Source organism: Micromonospora sp. CA-111912 (genome assembly GCF_050948415.1).
In the GTDB taxonomy this organism is placed as follows: domain Bacteria; phylum Actinomycetota; class Actinomycetes; order Mycobacteriales; family Micromonosporaceae; genus Micromonospora.
In genome coordinates, this window is sequence record NZ_CP192007.1 from 6,806,801 (window position 1) to 6,832,322 (window position 25,522).

The following is a 25,522-nucleotide window of genomic DNA, read 5'->3' on the forward strand; positions in this document are numbered from 1 at the left end:
CGGCGTTCCGGTGACCTGTTGCGGGATCGGCGTGTGGCGGAGGGGAAAACCGGTAATCTCCGAGCAGCATGTGTCCGCCGCGATGAATGGCTGGGAATGTGACTGGGGATCGGCAGGGCTGTTCGACGACGGCGCGACGGCTCACCCGCCACGCGCTGCTCGGCGCGATGGCGCTCGCGGTGTCGCTCATCGGTCCGGTTCCGCCGTCGGCGCTCGCCGCGCCGGCCCGCCACGCCGCACCCGCCCGCCACGCCCCGCTCGCCGCGCCGCCGGTCGGGGCGACGCCCTGGCGGGTGTCGCCGGTGGACACGTCGGCGCGGGTCGACCAGGTCCGCGACGAGCAGTGGCAGCTCGACGAGCTGCGGGCGTCGACCGCCTGGCGCACCTCGACCGGGCGCGGCGTCACCGTGGCGGTGATCGACTCCGGGGTGGACGGTTCGCACCCGGACCTGGCCGGTCAGGTGCTGCCCGGCATCGACCTGGTCGACGACGGCGACACCGACGACGGCCCGGACCCGGTCGGGCACGGTACGACGGTGGCCGGCCTGATCGCCGGGCGCGACGACGACAAACGCGGCGCGGTCGGGCTGGCCCCCGACGCGAAGATCCTCCCGGTGCGGGTCCTTGACGACGAGAACCGGTACGACGACGCGATGATCGTCGCCAAGGGGGTCCGGTGGGCCGTGGACAACGGCGCCCGGGTGATCAACCTGTCCCTCGGCGGCGGCGGCGACAGCCCTGCCCTGGCGGCGGCGCTGGACTACGCGTTCGCCCGGGACGTGGTGGTGGTCGCCTGCACCGGAAACCTGGCCGCGTCCTCCGACACCAAGGTCTGGTACCCGGCCCGGGAGCCGGGCGTGATCGCCGTCGCCGGCCTGGAACGCGCCAGCGACAACCTCTGGTCCGGCTCGATCACCGGCCACGCCACGATCCTCACCGCGCCGGCCACCGGCCTGGTGGGGGCCCGGCCGGGCGGGTACTGGCGGGTGCAGGGCACCAGCTTCGCGACCCCGCTCGTCGCCGCCACCGCCGCCCTGATCCGGGCCCGCTGGCCGCAGATGTCCGCCGGTGAGGTGGTGAACCGGCTGATCAGCACCGCGCGGGACATCGGGCCCGCCGGCCGCGACGACCGCTTCGGGTACGGCATGGTCGACCCGGTCGCCGCGCTCACCGCAGACGTGCCGTCGGTGCGGCGCAACCCGCTCGACGACCACTCCTCCCCGGGCGTGGTGGGCTTCGGCCCGGCACCCGGCACCGCCGAGGAGGAGCCGGTCGCCGGAGCCGGCGCGGACCCGCTCGGCTTCACCGCGCCCCGCCAGCAGACCCGTTGGACGGCCCGGCCGGCCGGCGGGTCGGACGACTCCGACCCGGAACGGCTCTGGACGAGCGTCGCCGTCTCCGCCGCCCTGGCCGCCGGGGCCGTGCTGGTGGGCCGTCGCCTCCGCCGGTCGGTCCGCTGACCGATGGCCGCCGTCGAGTTCGATCGGCGCCGGTCGGCCTGATTCGGCACCCGGCCGGGTAGGGATGTGGCATGAGCACGTCCGGTCAGCACACCCCCGGGTCAACGTCCCCGTCGTGGCGGGCCCGCCGCCTCGACCAGGACCGGTCGCTGGGGCTGCGGCTCACCCTCGCCGCCGCCGCAGCCTTCCTGGTCCTGGTGCCGTTCGCCCTGCTCGCCCTGCTGGTGCTGGGTTCCTGGGCACCGCTGCACCGGCTGGACGCCTCGGTGACCCACGCCCTGCACGGGTATGCCGTCGACCATCCCGGCTGGGTGGGATTCATGACCGTGTGGACCCACGCCTTCGGCCCCGGCCCGCTGCGGGTCGCCGTACTCGCCGTGGTGGTGTGGCTGTTCGCCCGGCACGCCCCGCGGCTGGCCTGGTGGGCGGTCACCACGATGGCCGTGGGCGGGCTGCTCAACGCGCTGCTCAAGCTGCTGGTGGGCCGGGACCGGCCGGACCTGCTCGACCCGGTGGCCCGGGCCGCCGGCTACTCGTTCCCCTCCGGGCACGCGCTGAACGCCACCCTGGCCGCCGGGGTGCTGATGCTGATCTTCCTCCCGTACGCCCGGGAGCGCCCCGCCGCACGGTGGGCGCTGTGGGCCGCCGCCGTCGTGGTCGCCGGCCTGACCGGGGTGAGCCGGGTGGCGCTGGGCGTGCACTGGACCAGCGACGTGGTCGGCGGCTGGCTGCTGGGCGCCGCGACGGTGGCCGCCACGACGGCCGCCTTCCGCACCTGGCGGGCCCACACGGGCCGCCGCCCGTCGCACCCGGCGACGGAGGGCGTCGAGCCCGAACTGGCCGACGGGGCGAGCCGGCCGGGCCCGGGCGGCGGGCAGGCGTAGCGGCAGACCCCGTCGGGTACTGGCGGGACCATGTCCGATGTGCTGGTTCAGAGCCTCAAGCGGGTGCTGCTCCCCGTGGGCCTGCTGCTCTCCGTCATGGTGCTGCTCGGGGTGCTCGTCACCCGGGTGTTCGAGCGCACCTGGCCGTTCACCGTCGAGGACGCGGTCAACCGCGAGCTGGCCGCCGACCGCACGGAGGTCTGGAACAACGTCTCGCTGGTGTTCAGCACGCTGGCCAGCACCCAGGCCATCGTCCTGGTCACCGCGATCGTGGCGGTGGTCCTGCGGCTGGTGCTGCACCGCTGGCGGGAGCCGGTCTTCCTGTGCGCGGCGGTCAGCGCGCAGGCCCTGGTCTTCCTGCTGACCACGATGGCCATCGACCGCCGCCGCCCGGCGGTCGAGCACATGGACACCTCCCCGCCCACCTCCAGCTTCCCGTCCGGGCACACCTCGGCCGCGGTGGCACTCTACGTCGGCATCGCGGTGCTGCTGGCCCTGCGGGCGCGCAGCACCCCGGCGAAGGTCGCCTGGTGGACGCTGCTGGTGCTGGTGCCCGTCGGCGTCGCGCTGACCCGGATGTACCGGGGCATGCACCACCCGAGCGACGTGGTGGCGTCGTTCCTCAACGGCGGCACCTGTGTGTTGATCATGGCGCGGGCGGTGCTGGACCGCGGGGTGCGGTGGGGCCGGAAGAAGCTGCCCACCGCCGGCCGGACGGCCAAGGTCCCCGCCGCCTGACCGGGGCGGTGGCCGCGTCAGGTGCAGTCGCCGGTGCCGACGGCGCGGGTGCGCTCGGCGCCGGCCAGCGCCACCGGGCGAGCCTCGGCTGCGGTCACCGCGAAGCCGGTGTTCGGGTCGTCCGCCGCCGCCGCGAAGATCACCCCGAGCACCAGGCCGTTCGAGGAGAGCAGTGGGCCGCCGGAGTTGCCGCTGCGGACCAGCGCCCGGATCGTGTAGATCTCCCGGGTGACGTCGCCCGAGGAGTAGATGTCCGGACCGGTGATCCGGTCGACGTCCCGCACCCGGGCCGACTGGGCGTTGTACGGCCCGTCCAGCGGGAAGCCCAGCACGATCGCGTCCGCTCCGCTGCCCGCGTTGCTGGCGGCGAAGCGCAGGGACGGGCCGGGCAGGCCCGGCACCCGCAGCACGGCCAGATCCCGGTCGGGGTCGTAGACGACGACCTCTCCGTCGTACCGGTTGCCGTCCAGCTCCACGGCCACCGACCGGGTGCCGGCCACCACGTGCGCGTTGGTCATCACCCGGTCGTCGGCGTACACGAAGCCGGAGCCCTCGATGCGGCGGGCGCAGCTCGGCGCGGAGCCCAGCACCTTGACCACCGAGCGCCGGCCGTTGGCGACCACCTGGGAACCGGCGAGCGCGGGGTCGGGCGGTTCGACCTGCCGGGCCCGGGTGGGCGCGAGGTCACCGAAGACGTCCGGGAAGCCGTTCGTGTCGACCGTGTCCCGCAGCGCGTTGGACAACTCCTGCGCCTCGTCCGGCAGCACCCGGTCGACCACGGTGAGCAGCGCGCTGTTGCGCACCGAGGAGGCGAGCCAGGGCAGCGACGACGAGCCCAGCGGCACGGCCACCAGCCAGGCCACCAGCATGACGGCGACGAGCGAGACGAGCGCCCCGCCGATGTCGTCGGCCCGCCTGCCGACGTCGCTGGTGATCGTCTGGCGCAGGTGGGAGCCGACCCAACCGGCCAGCGCCTGGCCCACCACGGCCAGCCCGAAGACCGCGACGAGGGAGATCAGTACGCGGGCGCCGCTGTCCGCGAACTGGCGGGCCAGCAGTGGGCCGGCCTGGAGTCCGACCAGGGCGCCCACGAAGAAGCCGGAGAACGACAGCACCCCGATGACGAAGCCCTGACGGTATCCGCTGATCGCGAACACGAGCATGAGCAGTAGCAGGACGAGATCCACGGCGGACACGCCCCAAGGGTACGGGCACCGGGCTCGGCGGCGGACCGCCGCTCGCGGAACGTGACGTCAGGTGAGCGGGCCGGCCATCTCGTCGACGGAGTCGGTGCCGGCCGACGGCGCCGGGGCGGCACCGGTGGGCGGCAGGTCCACGACCCGGTCGCGCGGCCAGGGTCGGGACCAGCCGCCCATCTCCAGCAGGGTGGCGAGCACCCCGGCGGTGAAGCCCCAGACCAGCATGCCGCGCACCGAGAAGGCCGGGCCGATCCAGCCGCTCGGGTGGCGTACCCGCATGCGGTTGGCCGGGTCGACGAGTTCGGCGACCGGCAGCCTGGCGACGTGCGCGACCTCGGCCGGTTCCCGGGGGTGCACCGGGTGCGGCCGGTGCCACCAGCCGAGCACCGGGGTCACCACGAAGTCGCTGACCGGGATCCACAGCTTCGGCAGCTCGGCCAGCACGGTGACGCTGGCCGGGTCGAGGTCGACCTCCTCGTTGGCCTCGCGCAGCGCGGTGGCGGCGGAGTCGGCGTCGGTCGGGTCGGCCGCCCCGCCCGGGAAGGCCGGCTGCCCGGCGTGGTTGCGCAGGGTCGCGGCGCGCTGGAGGACCAGCACGTCCGGGCCGGTTCCCGGCTCCTCGGCCAGCAGCACCAGCACGGCGCTCTCCCGCCCGCCGCTGCTCGGGGTGGCGATCCGGGTGAAGTCCTCGACCCGCGCGCTGCCGAGCCGGGCCAGCAGCGGGTCGATCCAGGGTGGGGGCTGCCGGGTCATGCGGGCACCACCAGCCCCAGGTGTTCGCGGACCAGCTCGGCGAGGCGGGCGTCGTCCAGCGCGCCGGAGGTGTCGACGTGCCGGACCCGGCCGTCGGCGTCGACGAACACGGTCAGCGGGATGGCGTTGCGGTTGAGCCCCCGGCTCAGGCTGTCGCCCTGGTCGAACAGGACCGGGAAGCGGATGCCGAAGTCCTCGCCGATCGACTGGGCGGCGTCCCGGCTGTCCCGGGCGTTCACCCCGAGCACCTGGAGCCGGCCGGCCGCGCGCTCGCTGAGCCGCTGGAAGGCGGGCAGCTCCTTGCGGCAGGGCGGGCACCAGGACGCCCACAGGTTGATCACAGCCGGCCCCCGGACGTCCCGCAGCGCGACCGGGTCGCCGCCGGTGAAGCAGGGCAACGTCAACTCGGGCAGCACCGACCCGCCGGCCGGGGCAGCACCGGCCCCGGACGACACGGACGCGGACGGCACGGCTCCGGACGGCACGGCTCCGGACGCGGTCGGCGTCGGGGTCGCCGCGGCCGGTGGCGCGGTCAGGGCCGCGCAGGCGGCGAACGGCGACGGCCGGGTGTTCTTCCGGGGCTCGGGCGGCGTGGGGTCGCCGGCCGAGGCCGTGCAGCCTGCGGCGAGCAGGGCCAGCGGCAGGAGCAGGGCGGCGAGGCGGCGCTTCACGGTGCCTCCGCCACGACCGCCTGCTGCGGCACCAGCTCCGGGTCGACGCCCGCGGCGGCGGCCAGGTCCCGCGCCCGGGGGCCCTTGAGCAGCTTCGCGGCGAGGGCGGGCTCGGTCGGCCCCGTGCCGTACGACGGGCAGAGCTTCGCCAGGGTGCAGGCCCCGCAGGCCGGCTTGCGGGCGTGGCAGACCCGCCGGCCGTGGAAGATGATCCGGTGCGACAGCATCGTCCAGTCGCGCTTCGGGTACATCGCGCCGATCGCGTGCTCGATCTTGACGGGGTCGGTCTCGTCGGTCAGCTGCCAGCGGTGCACCAGCCGCTGGAAGTGGGTGTCGACGGTGATGCCGGGGACGTCGAAGGCGTTGCCGAGGATGACGTTGGCGGTCTTGCGGCCGATCCCGGGCAGCGTGACCAGATCGACGAGCTTCCCCGGCACCCGGCCGTCGTACCGCTCGACGAGGCCCCGGCCCAGCTTGATCAGCGAGTCGGTCTTGTTCCGGTAGAAGCCGGTGGGCCGGATCAGCTCCTCCAACTCCGCCCGGTCGGCGCCGGCGTAGTCGGCTGCCGTCGGGTACCGGCCGAACAGCTTCGGGGTGACCTCGTTGACCTTCTTGTCCGTGCACTGCGCGGACAGGATCGTGGCGACGGCCAGCTCCAGCGGGTTGGCGTGGTCCAGCTCGCAGTGCGCGTCGGGGTGGGTCTCGGTCAGCACCCGGCCGATCTTCCGGGCGCGGCGCGTGCGGCCGAGTGCGGTCTCGGCGGCTCCGGGGGGACTGGTGGTCACGACGGAAAGCCTACGTCGACCCGGTGACGGCTCGTCGCGTGCGCACGGGCGGCGCGTCGCCTCTGCGGCGGGTGCGGCCGGGTCACCCGGGCGGGTGACGCGCCCGGTCACCCCTCGGTGATGCGGCCCTTGTCGTCGAACCGGGCGCCGGTCTGCGGGAAGTCCGTCCGGGTGAGCTGCTTGATCAGGCCGAGGCCCCGGTCGTCCGGGTCCATGGTCGGCTTGCCGATCGAGTTCATGTACGTCGAGGCGAACGATCCGCCGGCGAAGCTCCCGTCCGGCTTGAGCGACACCTTGAGCACACCGCCCCAGCCCAGCCGGCCGTTGTTGCTCAGCGAGTTGCCGCCGCCGGCGAAGTTGCCGAGGCTGTAGGCGATCAGCCGGCCCTGGTAGAACTCGATGCCGCGCAGCACGTGCGGGCCGTGGCCGATGATCAGGTCCGCCCCGGCGTCGATCATCGCGTGCGAGAACTTCACCGGGTCGCCCCGGTTCTCGCCGAGGAACATCTCGGTGCCCGGCCGGACCCGGGTCTTGTCGGCTCCCTCGCCGCCCATGTGCACCTGCACCACGACCAGGTCGGCCATGGTGGCGGCCTTCTTGACCACCGCGCGGGCGGCGTCGATGTCGACCAGGCTGTTGGACCAGACGTACGACGAGAAGCCGGCCACGGCGATCTTGACGCCCTCGACCTCGACCACGGTGATCTGGTCGGGCGCGCCGGTGTGCGCCAGGTCGTGCTTCTCCAACGCCCGCTGGGTGTTCTGGTAGCCCTTGGGGCCGTAGTCGTACCCGTGGTTGTTGGCCTGGTTGAGCAGCTCGAACCCGGCGTCGCGCAGGTGGGCGGCGTACTCCGGCGGGGCGCGGAACTGGAAGCACCGGGTCGAGTTGGCCCCGCACTTGCCGGTGCCGGTGTCGACCGTCAGCGGCTCCTCCAGGTTGCCCATCACCAGGTCGGCGGCGAGGGCGTCCTTGACCGAGTCGAAGAACCCCTTCCCGCCGCCAGGCGGGAGCCGGTTCGGCGCGTTGCCCATGATGATGTCGCCGGTGGCGGAGAGCGAGACGCTCTTCGCCTCGCCCTTCGGCGTGCCGACTGGGGTCGGGGTCGGGGCACCGGCCGTGCCGGTTTTGCCGCCCTCGGCCCCGGGTTGCCAGACCGGCTCGCCGCCGGGTTGCGCGCAGCCGGCGGCGAGCAGCGCGGTGAGCAGCACGCCGAGGGCGCGCGTGGCCCGTCGGCGCGAGCGGATTCCGGAGGGGGCGGCAGCATACATCGCCCGCGACCCTACCGGGCGGACAACGCGCTGACGATGGCCGATTGGTCGGACTTCAGGCCGTACGTCGTTGCGACCACGGGACCACGAGACCCGCCCCGCCGGCCAGCACGGCGGCGTGCACGGCCCGGGCCAGCGGCGCCCCCCAGGTGGAGCGGGGCCCGCCGTACGCGGCCGGGGCCCCGTCGACCGGGCAGAGCACGGTGACCGCGTCCGTGGGGGTGCCGGTGGCCGCCAGCCCCAGCTCCCGGATCGCCTGCACCTTCGCCTCGGTCACGGTGGCCACCGCGTTGACCAGCGCGGCGTCGCCGAGCCGGGCGGGCACTTGGACCACGATGTTGACGGTGCCGACCCGCGTCCCGGCCTCGGCGGGCGCGGCCGGAGCGGGCTCGGCCGCCTGGAGCGGGGTGCCCAGCCCGACCGTGGCCCAGACCCGCACCCCGGTGTCGGTCCGGGCGATTACCTCGGCGACGTCGACCCCGGTCAGCAGCCCGACGCCGGGCCCGTCCAGGCCGAGCTGGCCGGCAAGTTCGGCCAGGTGCTCGGCCGGGTCGTCCCGGTGGTACGACATCGGCACGGTCGCGTTGACCACCCAGTCCCGTACGCCTATCCCGCCGCCGAGCGGCGCGGAGCTGACCGCGAGCAACGGCCGTTCGGCGCGCCAGACGAGCAGCGGTACGTCCCACCCGTCCTCGTGGCGACTGGTCAGGGTCGGCTCGGTCAGCACGCCGCAGACCCTACGTCCCGGGCGCGTCGAGGGTGGCCGGGGGACGCCGGACCGAGGATCATAGTGGTTGATCAGGGCGGGCAGGTTACATCCAACGATCAAGATTCCAGGGGTGCACCTCTGATTACCGCTCACGTGCGCCTAGACTGGCCGAGCGCGAGGGATCAGCGGACGGCGGACCAGGCCGACGGACGGCACGCGTAGGCGGAGGTGCGCGATGGACGAGGTATTGGCCCGTAGCGGGATCTTCCAGGGGGTCGACCCGGAGGCTGCCGAGGCGCTCGCCAAGGAGATGGAGACGATCGAGGTCCGCAAGGGCGAGGTCGTGTTCAACGAGGGCGAGCCCGGGGACAGTCTCTACATCCTCCTGTCCGGCAAGATCAAGGTCGGGCGGCGTGCCGCCGACGGTCGGCAGAACCTGATCGCCGTGATGGGCCCGTCGGACATGGTCGGCGAGCTGTCGCTCTTCGACCCGGGCCCCCGGACGGCAACGGCCACCGCGGTGACCGACACCCGGCTGGTGCGGCTGCGCAAGCAGGCCCTGCGGCCGTGGCTGAACAACCGGCCCGAGATCGCCGAACAGTTGCTGCGGGTGCTGGCCCGCCGGCTGCGCCGGACGAACGACTCGCTGGCCGACCTGATCTTCACCGACGTGCCGGGACGGGTCGCGAAGAACCTGCTCCAGATGGCCGGCCGGTTCGGCACCCGCGACGGCGGCGTGCTGCGGGTGACCCATGACCTGACCCAGGAGGAGATCGCCCAACTCGTCGGCGCCTCCCGGGAGACCGTCAACAAGGCGCTCGCCGACTTCGCCTCGCGCGGCTGGCTGCGGCTGGACGGCAAGAGCATCATCATCCTGGACCCGGAGCGCCTGGCCCGCCGCGCCCGCGTCTGACCGTGCCCGCTCGGCCCTGTCCCGGTCCTGTCTGCCCGGGGCAGAATCGCTGGACGGCACGGCCGGCGGGCGGGACGGTGGGGCGATGCTGGAACATGTCGCAGTCCTGTCCGACATCCACGGCGCGCTGCCCCCGCTGGAGGCGGTGCTGGCCGAGCCGGACGTCGCCGACGCCGACCTGATCGTGCTCACCGGCGACATCGCCGCCGGCCCCCAGCCCGTCGAGGTGCTGGACCTGCTGGCCGGGCTCGGTGACCGGGTCCGCTGGGTGGGCGGCAACGCCGACCGGGAACTGGTCGAGGCGCGGGCCGGCAAACCATCCAAGATCGACGTGTCGAACTGGGCCGCAGAACAGCTCCGCGAGGACCAGGTCGCCCGGCTGGCCGCGCTCCCGCCGACGGTGACCCTGTCGGTCGCCGGGCTGGGCGAGGTGCTCTTCTGCCACGCCACGCCCCGCGACGACGAGGAGGTCGTCCTCGTCGACTCCCGGCTGGCCCGCTGGGCGGAGGTCCTCGCCGGGGTCCCCGCCGAGGTCCGCACGGTGGTCTGCGGGCACACCCACATGCCGTTCGCCCGGCTGGTCGACCGCCGCCTGGTGGTCAACCCGGGCAGCATCGGCATGCCGTACGGCGGCCCCGGCGCGGACTGGGCGCTGCTCGGACCCGGGGTGCAGCTGCGGCGGACGGAGTTCGACGTCGACGCCGCGTGCGCCCGGGTGGCGGCGGAGTCGGGCTTCCCCGACGCCACGGCCTGGGCGGACGAGTACCTGCGCTCCCGGCACAGCGACGCCGACGCCCTGGCGGTGTTCGGCCCCCGCGACGGCCGCTGACCCGACACCTGGCCCAGCACCCGCCGCCCACGCAACCCGCGCCGCGCCGCCCGGCCCCGCGCGCTTCTCGCTTCTCGATCCGCCCTCGCAACCGCGCAGAGGAGACACCGCCTCGGGCACTATGGAGCTGCCCCGCCCACGCGCCCAGCCGGCAGCGCGACCCGGAGCAGACGCGGAGCGCCCCGCCCTCTGCCGCCCCGCCACCACGCCCGCCCTGGGCTGCCCCCGCTCGTGCGGGCTGCCCCACACCCATCACCCTGCCCTGGACTGCCCCGTTCATGCGGGCAGCTCCATAGGCAACGGAACGTGAGTCATGGCTGGGCCACGTGTGCATGTCGAACGCCCTGCCCATCGCCGTTCGGCCAGCGATCGCCGGCCTACAGGGGAACGCGGGCGGGCAAGCGGGCGGATGCGCGGGAGCACACGGTCGGATGCGCCGGCGGGCAGTCCAGATGCGCGGGCGAGCGGGAGCGGGTACACGGACGGATACACGGCGACGCTCAGGATCGTGAAAAAGTCAGGCTTGACTGTTTGTTTCGGCGGCGGCACGCTGTCCCCGTGACCGTCGCATCGACCCGCGTCCCTCAGCAGGAGCGCAGCCGCGCCACCCAGGCCCGGTTGCTGGAGGCGACTGTCGAGTGCCTCGTCGAGCACGGCTGGTCCGGCACGACCACCACCGTGGTGGCGGCCCGGGCCGGCGTCTCCCGGGGCGCCCAGTTGCACCACTACCCCACGAAGGCCGCCCTGGTCACCGCTGCGGTCGCGCACCTCGCCGAGCGCCGGGCCGAGGAGCTGCGCATCGAGGCCGAGGCGCTGCCCGCCGGGCCGCAACGGCTCGACCGGGTGGTCGACCTGCTCGGCGTGGCGTTCACCGGGCCGCTCTTCGTCGCCGCCCTCGAACTGTGGGTCGCCGCCCGCACCGACGCCGAGTTGCGGGGCGCCCTGGTGCCGCTGGAGGCCCGGGTGGGCCGGGAGATGCACCGGCTGACCGTCGCGCTGCTCGGCGTCGACGAGCGCCGTCCCGGCGTCCGGGAGGCCGTGCAGGCCACGCTCGACCTGCTGCGCGGGCTCGGGGTGGCCAACCTGCTCACCGACGACTCGGCCCGCCGGGCCGCCCTGCTCAGCACCTGGAAACGCCAGCTCGCCGCCCTGCTCACGCCCTGACCGGCCCGCCGAGGCCCGACCCCGCCCAGGGCCGCCGAGGCCCAGCCCGACCCGCCCTGGGCCCCGAGGCCCGGCCCGACCAGCCCTGGAGGTCCCATGGTCGACCGCACGGACCTGCTCACGGAGTTGCTCGCCGACCTGACCGGCGAGTCTGGGGAGCTGGACGCCCTGGTCGCCCCCCTGCCGTCGGGCGACTGGGCGCGGCCCACCCCGGCGGCCGGCTGGACGGTCGCCCACCAGATCGCCCACCTGGCCTGGACCGACCACGTCGCCCTGCTCGCCGCCACCGACCCCGGGGCGTTCTTCGCCTCGGTCACCTCGGCCCCCGACCCGGCCCGGCTGGTCGATGACGGCGCGGAGCAGTTTCTCGCCCCGCCGGCCGAGCTGCTGGCCCGCTGGCGGGCGGGTCGCGCCGCGCTGGCCGAGGCCCTCGTCGCCGTCCCGACCGGGGAGAAGCTGCCCTGGTACGGCACCCGGATGTCGGCCACCTCGATGGCCACCGCCCGGATCATGGAGACCTGGGCGCACGGCGAGGACGTGGCCGACGCACTCGGTGTCACCCGGGCCCCGACCGCCCGGCTCCGGCACGTCGCGCACCTCGGCTTCCGTACCCTCGGGCACGGCTTCACGGCCCACGGCCGGGCGGCGCCGACGGCGCCGGTGCGGCTGGAACTCGCCGCGCCGGGCGGCGGCACCTGGGCCCACGGCCCGGCGGACGCCGCCGACCGGGTCACCGGGCCGGCGCGCGACTTCTGCCTGCTGGTCACCCAGCGCCGGCACCGCGCCGACCTGGCCCTGGTCGCCACTGGGCCGGTCGCCGACGAGTGGCTCGACGTGGCGCAGGCGTTCGCCGGCCCGCCGGGCGCGGGCCGCGAGCCCCTGGCCGAGCGGACCGAGCAGACCGAGCAGGCCGAGCAGGCCGAGCAGGGCCGATCGGCCGGGGCGACGGCGTGACCGCGCCGCTGCGGGTCGGCAACGCGTCCGGCTTCTACGGCGACCGGTCCACCGCCTGGCGGGAGATGCTCGACGGCGGCGAGTTGGACGTGCTGACCGGCGACTACCTGGCCGAGCTGACCATGCTGATCCTCGGTCGGGACCGGCTGCGCGACCCCGACCTCGGGTACGCGAAGACGTTCCTGCGCCAGTTGGAGGGCTGCCTCGGCACCGCGTTGGAGCGCGGGGTGCGGATCGTGACCAACGCCGGCGGGTTGAACCCCGCCGGGCTGGCCGCCGCGATCGGCACGCTCGCCGACCGGCTCGGCCTCACCGCCCGGATCGGGTACGTCGAGGGCGACGCCCTCGCCCGCCCGGACGCGCTCACCGCGAACGCGTACCTGGGGGCGTTCGGGATCGCCGCCTGTCTCGACGCCGGGGCGGACGTGGTGGTCACCGGCCGGGTCACCGACGCGTCCCTGGTGGTCGGGCCGGCCATCGCCCGGTTCGGCTGGGGGCGCGGCGACCTCGACGCGCTGGCCGGGGCGACCGTCGCCGGGCACCTGATCGAGTGCGGGGCGCAGGTCACCGGCGGCAACTTCAGCTTCTTCACCGAACTGCCGGACGGCGGCCACCGCCCCGGCTTCCCGATCGCGGAGATCCACCCGGACGGCTCGTCGGTGCTCACCAAGCACCCCGGCACGGGCGGCGCGGTCACCGTGGAGACGGTCACCGCCCAGCTCCTGTACGAGGTGGGCGGCCCGGACTACCTCGGCCCGGACGTGGTGACCCGGCTGGACACCGTCGAACTGGGCGCGGACGGGCCGGACCGGGTCCGGGTCACCGGGGTCCGGGGCACCCCTCCGCCGGACACCCTGAAGGTCGGAGTGAACAACCTCGGCGGGTTCCGCAACTCGATGACGTTCGTCCTGTGCGGGCTGGACATCCCGGCCAAGGCGGCCCTGGTCCGGGGTCAGGTCGAGGCGGCGGTCGGGACGGACGGGCTGGAGTTCGTCCTGGCCCGCACCGACCACCCGGACGTGGGCGACACGGAGGCGGCGAGCGCGCTGCTGCACGTACACCTGCGCGACGGCGACAAGGCCCGGGCCGGGCGGGCGTTCTCGGCCGCCGCGGTGGAGCTGGCGCTGGCCTCCTATCCGGGCTGCACGCTGACCACGCTGCCCGGCGACGCAACCCCGTACGGGGTGTTCACCGCCGACGCGGTGCCGCAGGGCGGGGTCGAGCACGTCGCCGTCCTCCCGTCCGGCGAGCGGGTCCCGATCGCTCCCCCGCCCGTGACGGGTACCCCGGGGGTCCCGGTGCGGCACCGGCCACCGACCGGGGGCGGTCCGCCGTCGCGCACCACCTGGCGGGGGGCGCTGGGCGAGCTGGTGGGGGCGCGCTCGGGCGACAAGGGCGGCGACGCGAACCTCGGTGTCTGGGCCCGCACCGACGCGACCTGGGCGTGGCTGCGCGGCTGGCTGACCGTCGAGCGGCTGGCCGAGCTGCTGCCGGAGACGGCCCCGCTGATCGTCGAGCGGTACGAGCTGTCGAACCTGCGGGCGGTCAACTTCGTGGTCCGGGGGCTGCTGGGGCAGGGGGTGGCCGCCTCCACCCGGTTCGACCCGCAGGCCAAGGCGCTCGGCGAACTGCTCCGCTCCCGCGTGGTCGATCTGCCTGCCGACCTGCCCACCGGGCCACCGCCCGAAAGCGCCGGGCCGCCGGAGAGCGCCGGGCCGGCCGGGGAGGTGACCCGATGACCCTCGTGGACACCCCGGAACGGCGGCAGCTACGTGAGCTGACCAGGGCATTCGTCACGAAGGAGGTGCTGCCGCACCTGGATGGCTGGGAGCGGGCCGGCGAGGTGCCCCGGCAGCTGCACGCCACTGCCGCGAAGCTGGGCCTGCTCGGCATCGGGTTCCCCGAGCGGGTGGGCGGCAGCGGCGGTGACCTGCTCGACTCGATCGTCGTGACCGAGGAGATCATCCGGTCGGGCGGCTCGTCCGGGCTGGTCGCGGCGCTGTTCACGCACGGCATCGCGCTGCCGCACATGGTGGCCTCCGGCGACGACGACCTGGTCGACCGGTACGTCCGGCCCACGCTCGACGGGGCGATGATCGGCGCGCTGGCCATCACCGAGCCGGACGGCGGGTCGGACGTCGCCGCGATCCGTACCCATGCCCGCCGCGACGGCGACCACTACGTGGTGAACGGGTCGAAGACCTACATCACCAGCGGCGTACGGGCGGACTTCGTGACCACGGCGGTCTGCACCGGCTTCCCCGGCAGCGGGGAGCTCACCCTCCTGGTGATCGACAAGGGCACGCCCGGGTTCACCGTCGGCCGGCGGTTGGAGAAGCTCGGCTGGCACTGCTCGGACACCGCCGAGCTGTCCTTCGTCGACGTGCGGGTGCCGGTGGCCAACCGGATCGGCGAGGAGAACACCGGGTTCCTGGCGATCGTGCAGCACTTCGCCGCCGAGCGGCTGTCGCTGGCCACCCAGGCGTACGCGACCGCGCAGCGCTGCGTCGAGCTGGCCGTGGGCTGGTGCCGGGACCGGTCCACGTTCGGCCGGCCGCTGGCCAGCCGGCAGTTGATCCGGCACCGGCTGGCCGAGATGCACACCCGCACCGAGGCGGCCCGCTCGTACGTACACGATGTGGCCGCTCGGGTCGCCGCCGGCGAGCCGGTGGTGACCGAGGTGGCGATGGCGAAGAACGTCGCGGTGGCCGCCTGCGATTTCGTCGTCGACGCCTCGTTGCAACTGCACGGGGGGTACGGCTACCTGCGCGACGCCGAAGTGGAGCGGCACTACCGGGACGCCCGCATCCTCGGCATCGGCGGCGGCACCACCGAGATCATGAACGAGATCATCGCGAAGGGCATGGGCCTGTGACCACACTGGACAGCGCGCTCGACCCGTCCTCGCCGGCCTGCTCCGCCAACCGGGAGGCGCTGCTGGAACGCCTCGCCGAGCTGGACGCGGCCCTCGACCGAGCCCGCGCGGGCGGCGGCGAGAAGTACGTGACCCGGCACCACAGGCGGGGCAAGCTGCTCCCCCGGGAGCGGATCGAGCTGCTGCTCGACCCGGACAGCCCGTTCCTGGAGCTGTCGACGGTCGCCGCGTACGGGACGGACTTCCCGGTCGGGGCCAGCGTGGTGACCGGCATCGGGGTGGTCGAGGGCGTGGAGTGCCTGATCGTCGCCAACGATCCGACGGTACGCGGCGGGGCGGTGAACCCGTGGTCGCTCGCGAAGACCCGGCGGGCCGGCGAGATCGCCCTGGCGAACCGACTCCCGATGATCAACCTGGTGGAGTCTGCCGGGGCGGACCTGCCCACCCAGGCGGAGATCTTCATCCCGGGTGGCCGGGTGTTCCGCGACCTGACGAGGCTCTCGGCCGAGCGGATCCCCACGGTCAGCGTGGTCTTCGGCAACGCCACGGCCGGCGGCGCGTACGTGCCGGGAATGTCCGACCACGTGATCATGATCCGGGACCGGTCGCAGGTCTACCTGGCCGGGCCGCCCCTGGTGAAGATGGCCACCGGCGAGGTCACCGACGACGAGTCCCTCGGCGGCGCGGCGATGCACGCCACCACGTCCGGCCTCGCGGACTTCCTCGCCGAGGACGAGCGGGACGGCATCCGGCTGGCGAGGCAGTGCGTGCGCCGGCTCAACTGGCGCAAGCAGGGCCCGCCGCCGCGCAACCCGGTCCCGCAGCCGCCGAAGTACGACCCGGAGGAGCTGCTCGCCGTCGCCAGCGCCGACCTGAAGGTGCCGTTCGACCCACGCGAGGTGCTGGCCCGGGTGCTCGACGGCAGCGAGTTCGACGAGTTCAAGCCCGCGTACGGGACGGCCCTGGTCACCGGCTGGGGCGAGCTGCACGGGTACCCGGTCGGCGTGCTGGCCAACGCCCGGGGCGTGCTGTTCAGCGAGGAGGCGCAGAAGGCCGCCCAGTTCATCCAGCTCGCCAACGCGTCCGACACCCCGCTGGTCTTCCTCCAGAACACCACCGGCTACATGGTCGGCACCTCCTACGAGCAGCGCGGCATCATCAAGCACGGCGCCCTGATGATCAACGCGGTGTCGAACTCGAAGGTCCCGCACCTGACGGTCAACCTGGGCGCGTCGTACGGGGCCGGCAACTACGGCATGTGCGGGCGGGCGTACGAGCCACGGTTCCTGTTCACCTGGCCGAACGCCAAGTCGGCCGTGATGGGGCCGGCGCAGCTCGCCGGGGTGCTGTCGATCGTGGCCCGGCAGGCCGCCGCCGCCCGGGGGAACGAGTACGACGAGGACTCCGACGCCGCGATGCGAATGATGGTCGAGCAGCAGATCGAGTCCCAGTCCGGGGCGCTCTTCCTCTCCGGCCGGCTCTACGACGACGGGGTGATCGACCCCCGGGACACCCGTACCGTCCTCGGGCTCTGCCTGTCGGCGATCCACAACGGACCGGTCAGGGGCGCCGAGCACTTCGGCGTCTTCCGGATGTGAGGGGCTACCGTTCATGATCACTCGACTTCTCGTGGCCAACCGGGGCGAGATCGCCCGGCGGGTCCTCGCCACCTGCCGGATGCTGGGCGTCGAGACGGTGGCCGTGCACTCCGACGCCGACGCGGACGCGCCGTTCGTCGCCGAGGCCGACCAGGCCGTACGCCTGCCGGGGAACACGCCCGTCGAGACGTACCTGCGGATCGACCTGCTCCTCGACGCGGCCCGCAAGGCCGGCGCGGACGCCGTACACCCGGGTTACGGCTTCCTCGCCGAGAACGCCGAGTTCGCGGCGGCGGTGACCGACGCGGGGTTGACCTGGGTGGGCCCGCCGGCCAAGGCGATCGCCGCGATGGGCGACAAGATGGCGGCGAAGGCGCTGCTGGCCGACGCGGGCGTGCCGATGCTGCCGACCTGGACCGACGCCGACGGGATCACCGACTTCCCGGTGTTGGTGAAGGCGTCCGCCGGGGGCGGCGGCCGGGGCATGCGGATCGTCCGGGAGCCCGCTGGCCTGGCCGAGGCGGTGGCCTCCGCCCGGCGCGAGGCGGCCGGCGCGTTCGGCGACGGCACGGTCTTCGTCGAGCGGTACGTCGAGCGGGGCCGGCACGTCGAGGTGCAGGTCTTCGGCGACGTCCACGGCACGGTGCTGGCCCTCGGGGAGCGGGACTGCTCGATCCAGCGCCGGCACCAGAAGATCGTCGAGGAGGCCCCGGCGCTCCTGCCCGACGGGGTGCGGGAGCGGCTGCACGCCGCGGCGGTCGCCGCCGCCCGGGCGGTCGGCTACGTCGGCGCGGGAACGGTCGAGTTCCTGCTCGCGCCCGACGGGGAGTTCTTCTTCCTGGAGATGAACACCCGCCTCCAGGTGGAGCACCCGGTCACCGAGGCGGTCACCGGCCTGGACCTGGTCCGCCTGCAACTGCTGGTCGCCGAGGGCGAGCCGCTGCCGCTGGCCGCCACCCCGCCGGTCACCGGTCACGCGATCGAGGTGCGACTCTGCGCCGAGGACCCGGGCCAGGGCTTCCGGCCCGCCACCGGCACCCTGCACCGCTTCGCGGTCCCCGGCGTCGCGGGCGAGTTCACCCCGACCCGTGGCCTGCGCCTCGACTCGGGCGTCATCGACGGCTCGACGGTCGGCGTGCACTACGACTCGATGCTGGCCAAGCTGGTCGTCTGGGCCCCGACCCGAGCGGAGGCGGCCCGGCTGCTGGCCGGCGCGCTGGCCCGGGCCGAGTTGCACGGAGTGACCACCAATCGGGACCTGCTGGTACGGGTGCTGCGCAGCCCCGAGTTCCGCGCCGCCGAGGTGGACACCGGCTTCCTGGACCGGCACGACGAGGTGTTCGCCCCGCTGTTGCCGCCCGACGGGGTGCCGCTGGCCGCCCTCGCCGCCGCGCTCGCCTCGGCGGCGGCCCGCCGGTCGGCGGCCACGGTGCTCGCCGGGCTCCCCTCGGGCTGGCGCAACGTGCCGGCGTTCCCGCAGGTCGCCCGGTTCACCGGCCCGGACGGCGAAATCGAGGTCCGGTACCGGCTGGACCGCGCGGGCACGCTCGCCGAGTGGTCGACGCATCCGGCGGCCGGGGACGCCTCCGGCGACAACGCCCCGACCGTCACCCTCGTCGGGGCCACCCACGACCGGGTAGCGCTCGACGTCGACGGGGTGCGGCGGGCTTTCCGCGTACACCGGGTGGGGTCAATGGTCTTCGTGGACGGCCCGGACGGGGCGGCGAGCCTGGCCGAGCTGCCCCGCTTCCCGCTGCCCACCGTGGAGCTGGCCGCCGGGTCGCTGCTCGCGCCGCTGCCCGGCGCGGTGGCCCGGGTGCACGTGGCGGTCGGTCAGCGGGTCGCCGCCGGTGACCTGCTGCTGACCCTGGAGGCGATGAAGCTGGAGCATCCCGTGCTCGCCCCGACCGACGGCGTGGTGGCCGACCTGCCGGTGCCGGCCGGCGGCCAGGTCGACACGGGGGCCGTGCTGGCCGTGGTCAACTTTGAGGAGGACGCCCGATGAACTTCGACCTCACCGACGAGCAGGACCAGCTCCGCGACGCCGTCCGGGCGCTGGGCCGCAAGTACGGCCACGGCTACTTCGTCGGGAAGGCCAAGGCCGGCGAGCACACCACCGAGCTGTGGGACGAGGCCGGCCGGCTCGGCTACCTCGGCGTCAACATCCCCACCGAGTACGGCGGCGGGGGCGGCGGCATCACCGAGCTGGCCATCGTCTGCGAGGAACTGGCCGCCGCCGGCTCCCCCCTGCTGCTGCTCGTCGTCTCCCCCGCCATCGTCGCCACGATCATCACCAAGCACGGCACCGAGGAGCAGCGCGAGCGCTTCCTGCCCGGCATGGCCGAAGGCATCCTCAAGGTGGTCTTCGCGATCACCGAGCCGGAGGCCGGGTCGAACTTCCACCGGCTCGGCACGGTGGCCCGCCGCGACGGCGACGACTGGGTGCTGTCTGGCCGCAAGTGCTACATCTCGGGCGTCGACGAGGCGCGGTACGTGCTGGTGGTGGCGCGTACCGAGGATTCGTCCACCGGCAAGCTCAAGCCGGCGCTGTTTGTGGTGCCGACCGACGCGCCCGGCCTGACCTACTCCAAGCTGGACATGGAGATCGTCTCCCCGGAGAACCAGTTCCTGCTCTACCTCGACGACGTGCGGCTGCCCGCCGACGCCCTGGTCGGCGGCTCGTTGGACGCCGGCCTGCCCGCCCTGTTCGCCGGGCTGAACCCCGAGCGGATCACCGTGGCCGCGATGGGTGCCGGCACCGGCCGGTACGCCATCGAGCGGGCCAGCGACTACGCCGCCACCCGCAAGGTGTGGGGCGGCCGGAGCATCGGTACGCACCAGGGGGTGTCCCACCCGCTCGCGCATGCGGCGGTGCAGGTGGAACTGGCCCGGCTGATGATCCACAAGGCGGCGACGCTGTATGACGCGGGGCGCGACCTGGAGGCTGGGGTGGCCGGGAACATGGCGAAGTACGCGGCCGGGGAGGCCGCCGCGCTGGCCGTGGATACGGCGGTGCAGGCGTTGGGCGGGGCGGGGATGACGACGGAGTACGGGGTGGCGACGCTGTTGGGTGCGGTGCGGGCGGGGCGGATCGCGCCGGTCAGTCGGGAGATGATCCTCAACTTTGTGGCGCAGCACGTACTGGGGCAGGACAAGTCGTACTGAGGAGCATTTGCTCAGGGCTGGAGGTACTGGGCAGGGGAAAGAACGCCCCTCTTACTAGACGTGGTAGTTCGTTGCAAAGTCAAACACCGGCTAATGCCAAAAATCGCTCCGGATCGTGCACGTTTGGCAAGCCAGCAAGTTTCGGACCTTCCGGGCTAAGCTCCCGAAGCGCATCACCGTCCCTGCGGTCTCCCATAGAGGCTGATGCAGCAGTAACCTGTGAAGGTCAACTTCGCAGCGTCGACGGGCGTGGGGACCGAAAGCTACGTGATTAATGATGAAATCAAGAACAGCGTTGACCGCATCTGGGACACATTTTGGTCGGGTGGGATGTCCAACCCACTTGAGATAACCGAGCAGATCGCCCATCTGCTCTTCATTAAGCGGCTCGACGAGTTGCACACCCGGGAACAAGAAAGGGCCAATCGGCAGGGCAAGCCGATGGAGCACTCGATCTTCCCAGAGGGCTGCGACGATCTGCGCTGGTCAAGATTCAGGGAAGCCGATCCGGCCGAGATGTTCGAGATTGTAAGCAAGAGGGTCTTCCCTTTCCTGCAGACGCTTCGCGCCGACCTATTGGCCTACGCACGCCATGCAAGGGATGCCCGGTTCACCATCCCTAACCCCGTTGCACTATCCCGAGTGGTTTACCTACTCGACGGCATCCAGCTAGAAGACCGAGAACTTAGCAGTGCTCTCTACGAATACATGCTTAACAAAGTCACCGCAGCGGGAAACAACGGACAGTTTCATACACCTCGACACATTATTCAACTGATGGTCGAAATGACAACTCCAGGGCCGAACGACCAGATCTGCGACCCGGCCTGCGGCACGGCTGGCTTCCTCGTCGCGGCCGCCAATTACATTAGAAATAGGCACGCGGACGTGATGTCCGACCCGGCGCAGCGGACGCATTTCAACGAGGACACCTTCCACGGTTTTGACTTTGATAGCACAATGTTACGTATTGGTAGCATGAATATGATGCTGAACGGTGTAACTAACCCGGGGATCCGCTACAGCGACTCACTAGCTGACGATTACAGCAACAACCCGAGACAGTACTCGTTAATTTTGACCAACCCACCTTTTGCTGGCAGTGTCGATTACGAGACCGTATCTAAGGACCTCCAACGAATTGTCAAGACCAAGAAGAGCGAACTGCTGTTCCTAGCACTCTCCCTCCGTCTGCTCGAGCCCGGCGGGAGGGCAGCAGTCATCGTACCCGAGGGCGTGTTATTCGGGTCCAGCAAGGCACACAAGGAGCTGCGACGGACCCTAGTCGAGAACCAAAAGCTCGACGGGGTGGTCAAACTACCGGGAGCGGCCTTCCGGCCATACTCTGGCGTCTCCACCACGATCTTGCTCTTCACCAAGACGAACAACGGTGGAACCGACAACGTCTGGTTCTACGAAATCACGGCTGACGGTTGGAGCCCCAACGATAAGCGAGATCCCCTACTACCTGCAGAGAAGCTTGGCCCAGTGACGCGAGTCAAGCTAAGTAAGGACGACCACAGCAAGAACAACCTTCCTGACGTCTTGGCTCGCTGGTTCAACCGAGAAGGTAGTGAACGCAATCGCAAGCGCACAGACCAAAGCTTCATCGTCAAAAAACAAGACATCATTGACCAAGACTACGATCTCACTCTTCAGCGCTATCAGCGGAGCCCTGAGCAGGAGCAACTTCGCCAAGGTGAAGGGCATCGACTTGGAGACCTCGCAGAGGTTTTCTCTGGCTGGGTTGAGGCTTTCGATCTAGACTCGGCGGACAATCAGACCGGAGTACCCAAAGAGGCCAGAGTTCTCCAACCATCGCTTCTTTTGTCGAAGCTACCGCCGGTCGAAACGCTTCCAATACGAAAGGCGACGGGAGAGCCGAAGAGACGTCTTCGAGCCGGGGACATAGTAGGGCGAGATTTGGCCGAGTTACGGCATTGGACCGTGCTGCCACAATCTTATGACGGACTACAGGCAGGGCGAGGAATTGTCGTAATTCGACCAAAGCAAAAAGTTCTGCCCGCCGAATATCTAGCCGCATTCCTGTCAAGCCAGCAAGCGGAACGACAGATTCCGCGCTATAGCGTGATCCCGCGAATTCAAATGGCGGGCTTGGCGGAACTGCGAATCCCTCCCTGCGACGGTAGCATTTCTTTAATCAGCTCTGCCATCTCAAAAATTGACAATGCGGTTGAGGAAATCCGCCTGATGCAGGCGGCAGTACGCGAGTCGCAGGCAAGGGTATTCGAGAAATGCTCCAGCGCGGAACGCCGCCGTCGTCTAGAAAAGGCAGCAGAGCTAGGCGCCTTGACAGCACATAACCTGCGAAAGCAGCGGCACCCTTATCAGGTGTTTCAGGACACCTATCCATATGCAATCGCCCGAGCTGTCCGGCAGATGCGACACAGCACGACCGTTCGGGAGAGTCATGAGAGTGCTATACAGTGCGCCGAGTCCCTCATCCTCTCTCTCGGCATTGCATCGCTTTCAGTGTGCGCGGAGAGGGGCTGGCATGATCTAGCGGAGGTTGCCGAGTGGTCGAGGTCTGTAGAACGCGGGGGCGTCTCACTAGGCCATTGGGTAGGAGTCATTAGGGCCGTAGGAAACTTCGCTCGAGAAAGACGAGATGACCCGGCGGGACTTGCAGAGGCAACGGCAGGCCAAAAGGGGGGAAACGGTTTAATATCGGACCTCAGCGCTCTCGTGACGATGCGGAATAAGATTCGCCATGGAGGCGGCCCTCGCACGCAAGCAGAGATAGAAAAAAGCTTGAAAGATCTTGAACACCTTCTGCTACATGCGCTTACTGGAAGCGCCTTCCTTGCTAGGACTAGATGGGTCTACACGACTAAGCTGCGCTGGTCATCTGGCGACAATTTATTTAAAATTTCCGGGCTCGCAGTCATGGGGGACCATCCTGACTTCGAGTCTATAGAATTCGAAGCCCCTCGCCCCCTCGATGACCAACGGCTCTATATGATTAGCCAAGCTGGGGAAAAGTTCGAGTTGGCCCCGTTCTGCGTCCTTGACGATTGCCCTTCCTGCCTCGCCCCTGAACTCTATTACCCGAATCGACTAGCCGGCTCCTCCGCGCTGCTTAAGAGTTTGGACAGAGGCCACGAACTCGAAAGTTCGCCCGTTTTCGTGGCATTGCAGACATGGATGCTGCACCACAGATCTTGAAAGGCCCGTCTTGCCGCAGACCTGGGCGACTGCCGAGAGACGATCACCTGCCACTCCGGACATCGCCGCCTCCACAAACGACCTGTCCGCGCTAAACCAAATTTCGGGCGCCCGAAGCGCACTGCCACGTTCGAGGCGAACCAGACCAAGCGGCCCATGACGCCATCCATCCATCGCGTAGGGGTAGTCAACCTCTTCCCGATCAATCTGAATACCTGGCGGCTCCACCGTGGCTTGCCATCCGACCGGCAGCACGGCGACCACCTCCCGAAGGTGAGACATCAGCGGAACTTCGCCAGGTTCAGAACAACCTCTGACCTGCGTAATCACCGATACTCGCTTTGTCACTGGGGCTGCATAGCCTCGGCGCACCGTGTCCCGGGCAGCAAGCGGAGGACCGGGCCTGGTAATCAGGCGTCGAAGCTTCCATCCTTGACGCCCTTGACGAAGCCGGCCCATTGGCCTGCGGTGAAGGACAACAGCGGGCCGTGCCGGTCCTTGCTGTCGCGGACCATGACCCCCGGGGACGGGGTGGCAACCTCTACGCAGTTGCCGCTTGAGCCGGACCTGGTGCTCTTACGCCAAGTTTCGCGAGGCAGGTCCATGCTGCGTCCTCCTACGTGATCAGCTCCGCCGCAATCGTCCGGAGCGTATCTCGTGTTGGCTTGGGTGCCAGAGCAAGGGCTTGCAGCTGCTCATGCGCGGCGGCGTAGGCCGCAATCTCGGCGGGGCGATCTAGGTACAGGGCGCCCGTCAGCGTGTCGACGTACACCATCCGCTCCTCGGCTGCCTCTGGGTACGGCTCCGGCATCGGTGAGAAGTCGAGAATCACGAAGCTTCCGTCGAAGCCGACCCCGGCTGAGTACGGGAGCAGTTGGATCTGGATGTTGCTTCGGGTCGACTCCTCGATGAGCCGTGTGAGCTGACCATGCAGCACCTCGGGGCCGCCGACCATGCGTCGGGCTGCTCCCTCGTCGATGACCACGCGCAGCATCGGCGGGTCGTCGGAGGCCAGGATGGCCTGCCGCTCCATGCGCAACGCGACCTGACGCTCCACCTCGCCGTCTCGCATCGGAACCGGCGCACCCTGGAAGGCCGCTCGGGCGTAGTCCTCGGTTTGCAACAAGCCGGGTGCCATCTGGCACTCGTAGGTGCGAATCACCGACGCCTCGGACTCCATACCGACGTAGGCCGTGAACCAGTCGGGCAGGACATCGCTGTACCGCTGCCACCACCCGCGCTGCTTCGCCTGGCGGGCTACCGCGATGACGGCTTCGGCTTGGTCGCCCTCTACGCCATACAGAGCCAGCAACGCCCGCACGTCGTTCGGGTGTGGCCGGACCTCGGCGGTTTCGACCCGACTGAGCCAGCTCCCATCATGGTCAACTCGACGGGCCGCTTCGACTGATGTCATGCCGGCCCGGTCGCGGAGCTGTCGCAGGGTCATCGCCAGTCGTCGACGCCTGACAGTGGGGCTCTGACGTTGAGGCATCCTGCCATCTTGCCATGACCGGGACAGAATCAGGGTTCGCAGACACGCCGAAGGGAGAACAAGGAGGCGCATATTGCGGTTTCATTCTTCTGCGTGCGATGGTGTCGCCGGGTGTGGTGGTCGGATGACCGTGCGTGGCCCGGCTGCCACGCCCCCCCTCACACGAGGAGGCATGAGATGGGCAGACGCGTCACCTACGGCCAGTACCTCGCCGCCGTCGCGGCGACCCTCGCTCGCCGGCACAAGCCGGTGTGGTCGTGGATTAGGTGGCGGTACGTCTGCAAGTGCGGGAACGAGCTGCCCTGCCGGCATAGACACAAGGTCCCGATCAACCGGGGCCACTGGCCGGGTGAGGACCAGTGACCGAACACGGCCCCGTCCTGCCCGCCTGGCTCTGCGCCGGCTGCTCCGCCCCCTGGCCCTGCGCCACCCGCCGAAACGAACTACTCCAGGAGTTCGCGGCCTCGCCGATCTCCCTGGCGCTCTACATGGGCTCGTACTACGTGTCCGCCAGCCAGGACATGAGCTGGGCCCCGGCCGGGACACTCCACCGCCGCTTCCTCGGCTGGCTGCGGTGATCGACTTCCGGGCCGGAATAGTCCTCCACGTGACCCGGGCGGCGAGCCCGCAGTTCGTTCAGCCGATCTTCTTCCGGCTGATCCGGGTGCACAAGGACTGGATCACCTACGACCGCTGGATCTGGCTCGACGGCTACCAGCTCGACGCCAAGGGCGACGCGGTGGCGCAACGGTCGATCTTCGTACAGCCGGCGGGCTTGATCGTCCAAACGCAGCCACTCCCGGCACACCGCCCGGGACCGCGCAGATCCGCTGCGCGAACCTAGTGTGCCCAGGTCAGCAGGGACGCGGCCATGCTCAG

At 71.2% G+C, this 25,522-nt stretch carries 23 protein-coding genes; 15 read left to right on the top strand and 8 right to left on the bottom strand.

Going from position 1 to position 25,522, the window contains the following annotated elements:
• Window positions 1–86 precede the first annotated feature (86 nt).
• From mycP to ACQPZO_RS29030, 3 genes are all read left to right on the top strand, one after another.
• A complete protein-coding gene (gene mycP, locus ACQPZO_RS29020; RefSeq protein WP_433345201.1) occupies window positions 87–1,460 on the top strand; it encodes a type VII secretion-associated serine protease mycosin in 1,374 nt (457 codons plus the stop codon).
• Between the two features lie 71 nt (window positions 1,461–1,531).
• Window positions 1,532–2,344 (top strand): phosphatase PAP2 family protein, encoded by an 813-nt coding sequence (locus ACQPZO_RS29025; RefSeq protein WP_433345203.1) that lies wholly within the window; start codon window positions 1,532–1,534, stop codon window positions 2,342–2,344.
• Between the two features lie 30 nt (window positions 2,345–2,374).
• A complete protein-coding gene (locus ACQPZO_RS29030) occupies window positions 2,375–3,082 on the top strand; it encodes a phosphatase PAP2 family protein (RefSeq protein WP_433345204.1) in 708 nt (235 codons plus the stop codon).
• A gap of 17 nt (window positions 3,083–3,099) precedes the next feature.
• Here the strand turns inward: ACQPZO_RS29030 and ACQPZO_RS29035 are convergent, their stop codons facing one another.
• From ACQPZO_RS29035 to ACQPZO_RS29060, 6 genes are all read right to left on the bottom strand, one after another.
• The gene (locus ACQPZO_RS29035) at window positions 3,100–4,278 is read right to left on the bottom strand and encodes a MarP family serine protease (RefSeq protein WP_433345206.1); all 1,179 of its coding nucleotides are present in this window, start codon (window positions 4,276–4,278) and stop codon (window positions 3,100–3,102) included.
• A gap of 57 nt (window positions 4,279–4,335) precedes the next feature.
• Window positions 4,336–5,034 carry an NUDIX hydrolase gene (locus ACQPZO_RS29040; protein WP_433345209.1) on the bottom strand — a complete coding sequence of 233 codons (699 nt, stop codon included), beginning with the start codon at window positions 5,032–5,034 and terminating at the stop codon, window positions 4,336–4,338.
• A complete protein-coding gene (locus ACQPZO_RS29045; RefSeq protein WP_433345211.1) occupies window positions 5,031–5,705 on the bottom strand; it encodes a TlpA family protein disulfide reductase in 675 nt (224 codons plus the stop codon). Before ACQPZO_RS29045 ends, ACQPZO_RS29040 begins: the two co-directional genes overlap by 4 nt.
• Entirely contained in the window at window positions 5,702–6,490 is a 789-nt protein-coding gene (gene nth / locus ACQPZO_RS29050) for an endonuclease III (RefSeq protein ID WP_433345213.1), read from the bottom strand. Before nth ends, ACQPZO_RS29045 begins: the two co-directional genes overlap by 4 nt.
• A gap of 107 nt (window positions 6,491–6,597) precedes the next feature.
• A complete protein-coding gene (locus ACQPZO_RS29055) occupies window positions 6,598–7,758 on the bottom strand; it encodes a CapA family protein (RefSeq protein WP_433345215.1) in 1,161 nt (386 codons plus the stop codon).
• Between the two features lie 55 nt (window positions 7,759–7,813).
• Window positions 7,814–8,485, bottom strand: a complete 672-nt coding sequence (locus tag ACQPZO_RS29060; RefSeq protein ID WP_433345217.1) for an adenosylcobinamide amidohydrolase — start codon at window positions 8,483–8,485, stop codon at window positions 7,814–7,816.
• 217 nt (window positions 8,486–8,702) lie between these two features.
• Here ACQPZO_RS29060 and ACQPZO_RS29065 point away from each other — a divergent pair, with 217 nt between their 5' ends.
• The 10 genes from ACQPZO_RS29065 to ACQPZO_RS29110 all read left to right on the top strand — a co-directional run bounded on the left by ACQPZO_RS29065 (window position 8,703) and on the right by ACQPZO_RS29110 (window position 23,151).
• Complete coding sequence (locus ACQPZO_RS29065) at window positions 8,703–9,380, top strand: Crp/Fnr family transcriptional regulator (protein ID WP_007073398.1); 678 nt, start codon at window positions 8,703–8,705, stop codon at window positions 9,378–9,380.
• An 85-nt stretch (window positions 9,381–9,465) separates the two neighbouring features.
• A complete protein-coding gene (locus tag ACQPZO_RS29070) occupies window positions 9,466–10,209 on the top strand; it encodes a metallophosphoesterase family protein (protein WP_433345218.1) in 744 nt (247 codons plus the stop codon).
• Between the two features lie 558 nt (window positions 10,210–10,767).
• Window positions 10,768–11,373, top strand: a complete 606-nt coding sequence (locus ACQPZO_RS29075; protein ID WP_433345220.1) for a TetR/AcrR family transcriptional regulator — start codon at window positions 10,768–10,770, stop codon at window positions 11,371–11,373.
• A 96-nt stretch (window positions 11,374–11,469) separates the two neighbouring features.
• Entirely contained in the window at window positions 11,470–12,327 is an 858-nt protein-coding gene (locus tag ACQPZO_RS29080; RefSeq protein WP_433345222.1) for a TIGR03084 family metal-binding protein, read from the top strand.
• A complete protein-coding gene (locus ACQPZO_RS29085; protein WP_433345224.1) occupies window positions 12,324–14,066 on the top strand; it encodes an acyclic terpene utilization AtuA family protein in 1,743 nt (580 codons plus the stop codon). Before ACQPZO_RS29080 ends, ACQPZO_RS29085 begins: the two co-directional genes overlap by 4 nt.
• The gene (locus ACQPZO_RS29090) at window positions 14,063–15,202 is read left to right on the top strand and encodes an acyl-CoA dehydrogenase family protein (RefSeq protein ID WP_433345226.1); all 1,140 of its coding nucleotides are present in this window, start codon (window positions 14,063–14,065) and stop codon (window positions 15,200–15,202) included. The genes ACQPZO_RS29085 and ACQPZO_RS29090 overlap by 4 nt, the downstream gene beginning before the upstream one ends.
• Window positions 15,199–16,800 (top strand): acyl-CoA carboxylase subunit beta, encoded by a 1,602-nt coding sequence (locus ACQPZO_RS29095; RefSeq protein WP_433345228.1) that lies wholly within the window; start codon window positions 15,199–15,201, stop codon window positions 16,798–16,800. Before ACQPZO_RS29090 ends, ACQPZO_RS29095 begins: the two co-directional genes overlap by 4 nt.
• 13 nt (window positions 16,801–16,813) lie before the next feature.
• Window positions 16,814–18,805, top strand: a complete 1,992-nt coding sequence (locus ACQPZO_RS29100) for a biotin carboxylase N-terminal domain-containing protein (protein ID WP_433345230.1) — start codon at window positions 16,814–16,816, stop codon at window positions 18,803–18,805.
• A complete protein-coding gene (locus ACQPZO_RS29105; RefSeq protein WP_433345233.1) occupies window positions 18,802–19,965 on the top strand; it encodes an acyl-CoA dehydrogenase family protein in 1,164 nt (387 codons plus the stop codon). The genes ACQPZO_RS29100 and ACQPZO_RS29105 overlap by 4 nt, the downstream gene beginning before the upstream one ends.
• A 219-nt stretch (window positions 19,966–20,184) precedes the next feature.
• Entirely contained in the window at window positions 20,185–23,151 is a 2,967-nt protein-coding gene (locus tag ACQPZO_RS29110) for an N-6 DNA methylase (RefSeq protein WP_433345235.1), read from the top strand.
• Window positions 23,152–23,561: 410 nt separating this feature from the next.
• Here ACQPZO_RS29110 and ACQPZO_RS29115 read toward each other — a convergent pair whose 3' ends face one another.
• The gene (locus ACQPZO_RS29115) at window positions 23,562–23,756 is read right to left on the bottom strand and encodes a DUF397 domain-containing protein (protein ID WP_433345237.1); all 195 of its coding nucleotides are present in this window, start codon (window positions 23,754–23,756) and stop codon (window positions 23,562–23,564) included.
• A gap of 11 nt (window positions 23,757–23,767) precedes the next feature.
• Window positions 23,768–24,598 (bottom strand): helix-turn-helix domain-containing protein, encoded by an 831-nt coding sequence (locus ACQPZO_RS29120; protein ID WP_433345240.1) that lies wholly within the window; start codon window positions 24,596–24,598, stop codon window positions 23,768–23,770.
• Between the two features lie 404 nt (window positions 24,599–25,002).
• Between ACQPZO_RS29120 and ACQPZO_RS29125 the strand changes: the two genes are divergently transcribed.
• Window positions 25,003–25,221: a hypothetical protein gene (locus ACQPZO_RS29125; RefSeq protein ID WP_433345242.1), complete on the top strand. Its 219-nt coding sequence runs from the start codon at window positions 25,003–25,005 to the stop codon at window positions 25,219–25,221.
• Window positions 25,221–25,487 carry a hypothetical protein gene (locus ACQPZO_RS29130; RefSeq protein ID WP_433351322.1) on the top strand — a complete coding sequence of 89 codons (267 nt, stop codon included), beginning with the start codon at window positions 25,221–25,223 and terminating at the stop codon, window positions 25,485–25,487. The genes ACQPZO_RS29125 and ACQPZO_RS29130 overlap by 1 nt, the downstream gene beginning before the upstream one ends.
• Window positions 25,488–25,522 lie beyond the last annotated feature (35 nt).

What these genes read in the sequence shown, in the direction of transcription:
- mycP (WP_433345201.1), top strand. Translation starts at nt 87, where the DNA reads ATGGCTGGGAATGTGACTGGGGATCGGCAGGGCTGTTCGACGACGGCG.
- ACQPZO_RS29025 (WP_433345203.1), top strand. Translation starts at nt 1,532, where the DNA reads ATGAGCACGTCCGGTCAGCACACCCCCGGGTCAACGTCCCCGTCGTGG.
- ACQPZO_RS29030 (WP_433345204.1), top strand. Translation starts at nt 2,375, where the DNA reads ATGTCCGATGTGCTGGTTCAGAGCCTCAAGCGGGTGCTGCTCCCCGTG.
- ACQPZO_RS29040 (WP_433345209.1), bottom strand. Translation starts at nt 5,034, where the DNA reads ATGACCCGGCAGCCCCCACCCTGGATCGACCCGCTGCTGGCCCGGCTC.
- ACQPZO_RS29055 (WP_433345215.1), bottom strand. Translation starts at nt 7,758, where the DNA reads ATGTATGCTGCCGCCCCCTCCGGAATCCGCTCGCGCCGACGGGCCACG.
- ACQPZO_RS29065 (WP_007073398.1), top strand. Translation starts at nt 8,703, where the DNA reads ATGGACGAGGTATTGGCCCGTAGCGGGATCTTCCAGGGGGTCGACCCG.
- ACQPZO_RS29070 (WP_433345218.1), top strand. Translation starts at nt 9,466, where the DNA reads ATGCTGGAACATGTCGCAGTCCTGTCCGACATCCACGGCGCGCTGCCC.
- ACQPZO_RS29080 (WP_433345222.1), top strand. Translation starts at nt 11,470, where the DNA reads ATGGTCGACCGCACGGACCTGCTCACGGAGTTGCTCGCCGACCTGACC.
- ACQPZO_RS29090 (WP_433345226.1), top strand. Translation starts at nt 14,063, where the DNA reads ATGACCCTCGTGGACACCCCGGAACGGCGGCAGCTACGTGAGCTGACC.
- ACQPZO_RS29100 (WP_433345230.1), top strand. Translation starts at nt 16,814, where the DNA reads ATGATCACTCGACTTCTCGTGGCCAACCGGGGCGAGATCGCCCGGCGG.
- ACQPZO_RS29105 (WP_433345233.1), top strand. Translation starts at nt 18,802, where the DNA reads ATGAACTTCGACCTCACCGACGAGCAGGACCAGCTCCGCGACGCCGTC.
- ACQPZO_RS29115 (WP_433345237.1), bottom strand. Translation starts at nt 23,756, where the DNA reads ATGGACCTGCCTCGCGAAACTTGGCGTAAGAGCACCAGGTCCGGCTCA.
- ACQPZO_RS29120 (WP_433345240.1), bottom strand. Translation starts at nt 24,598, where the DNA reads ATGACCCTGCGACAGCTCCGCGACCGGGCCGGCATGACATCAGTCGAA.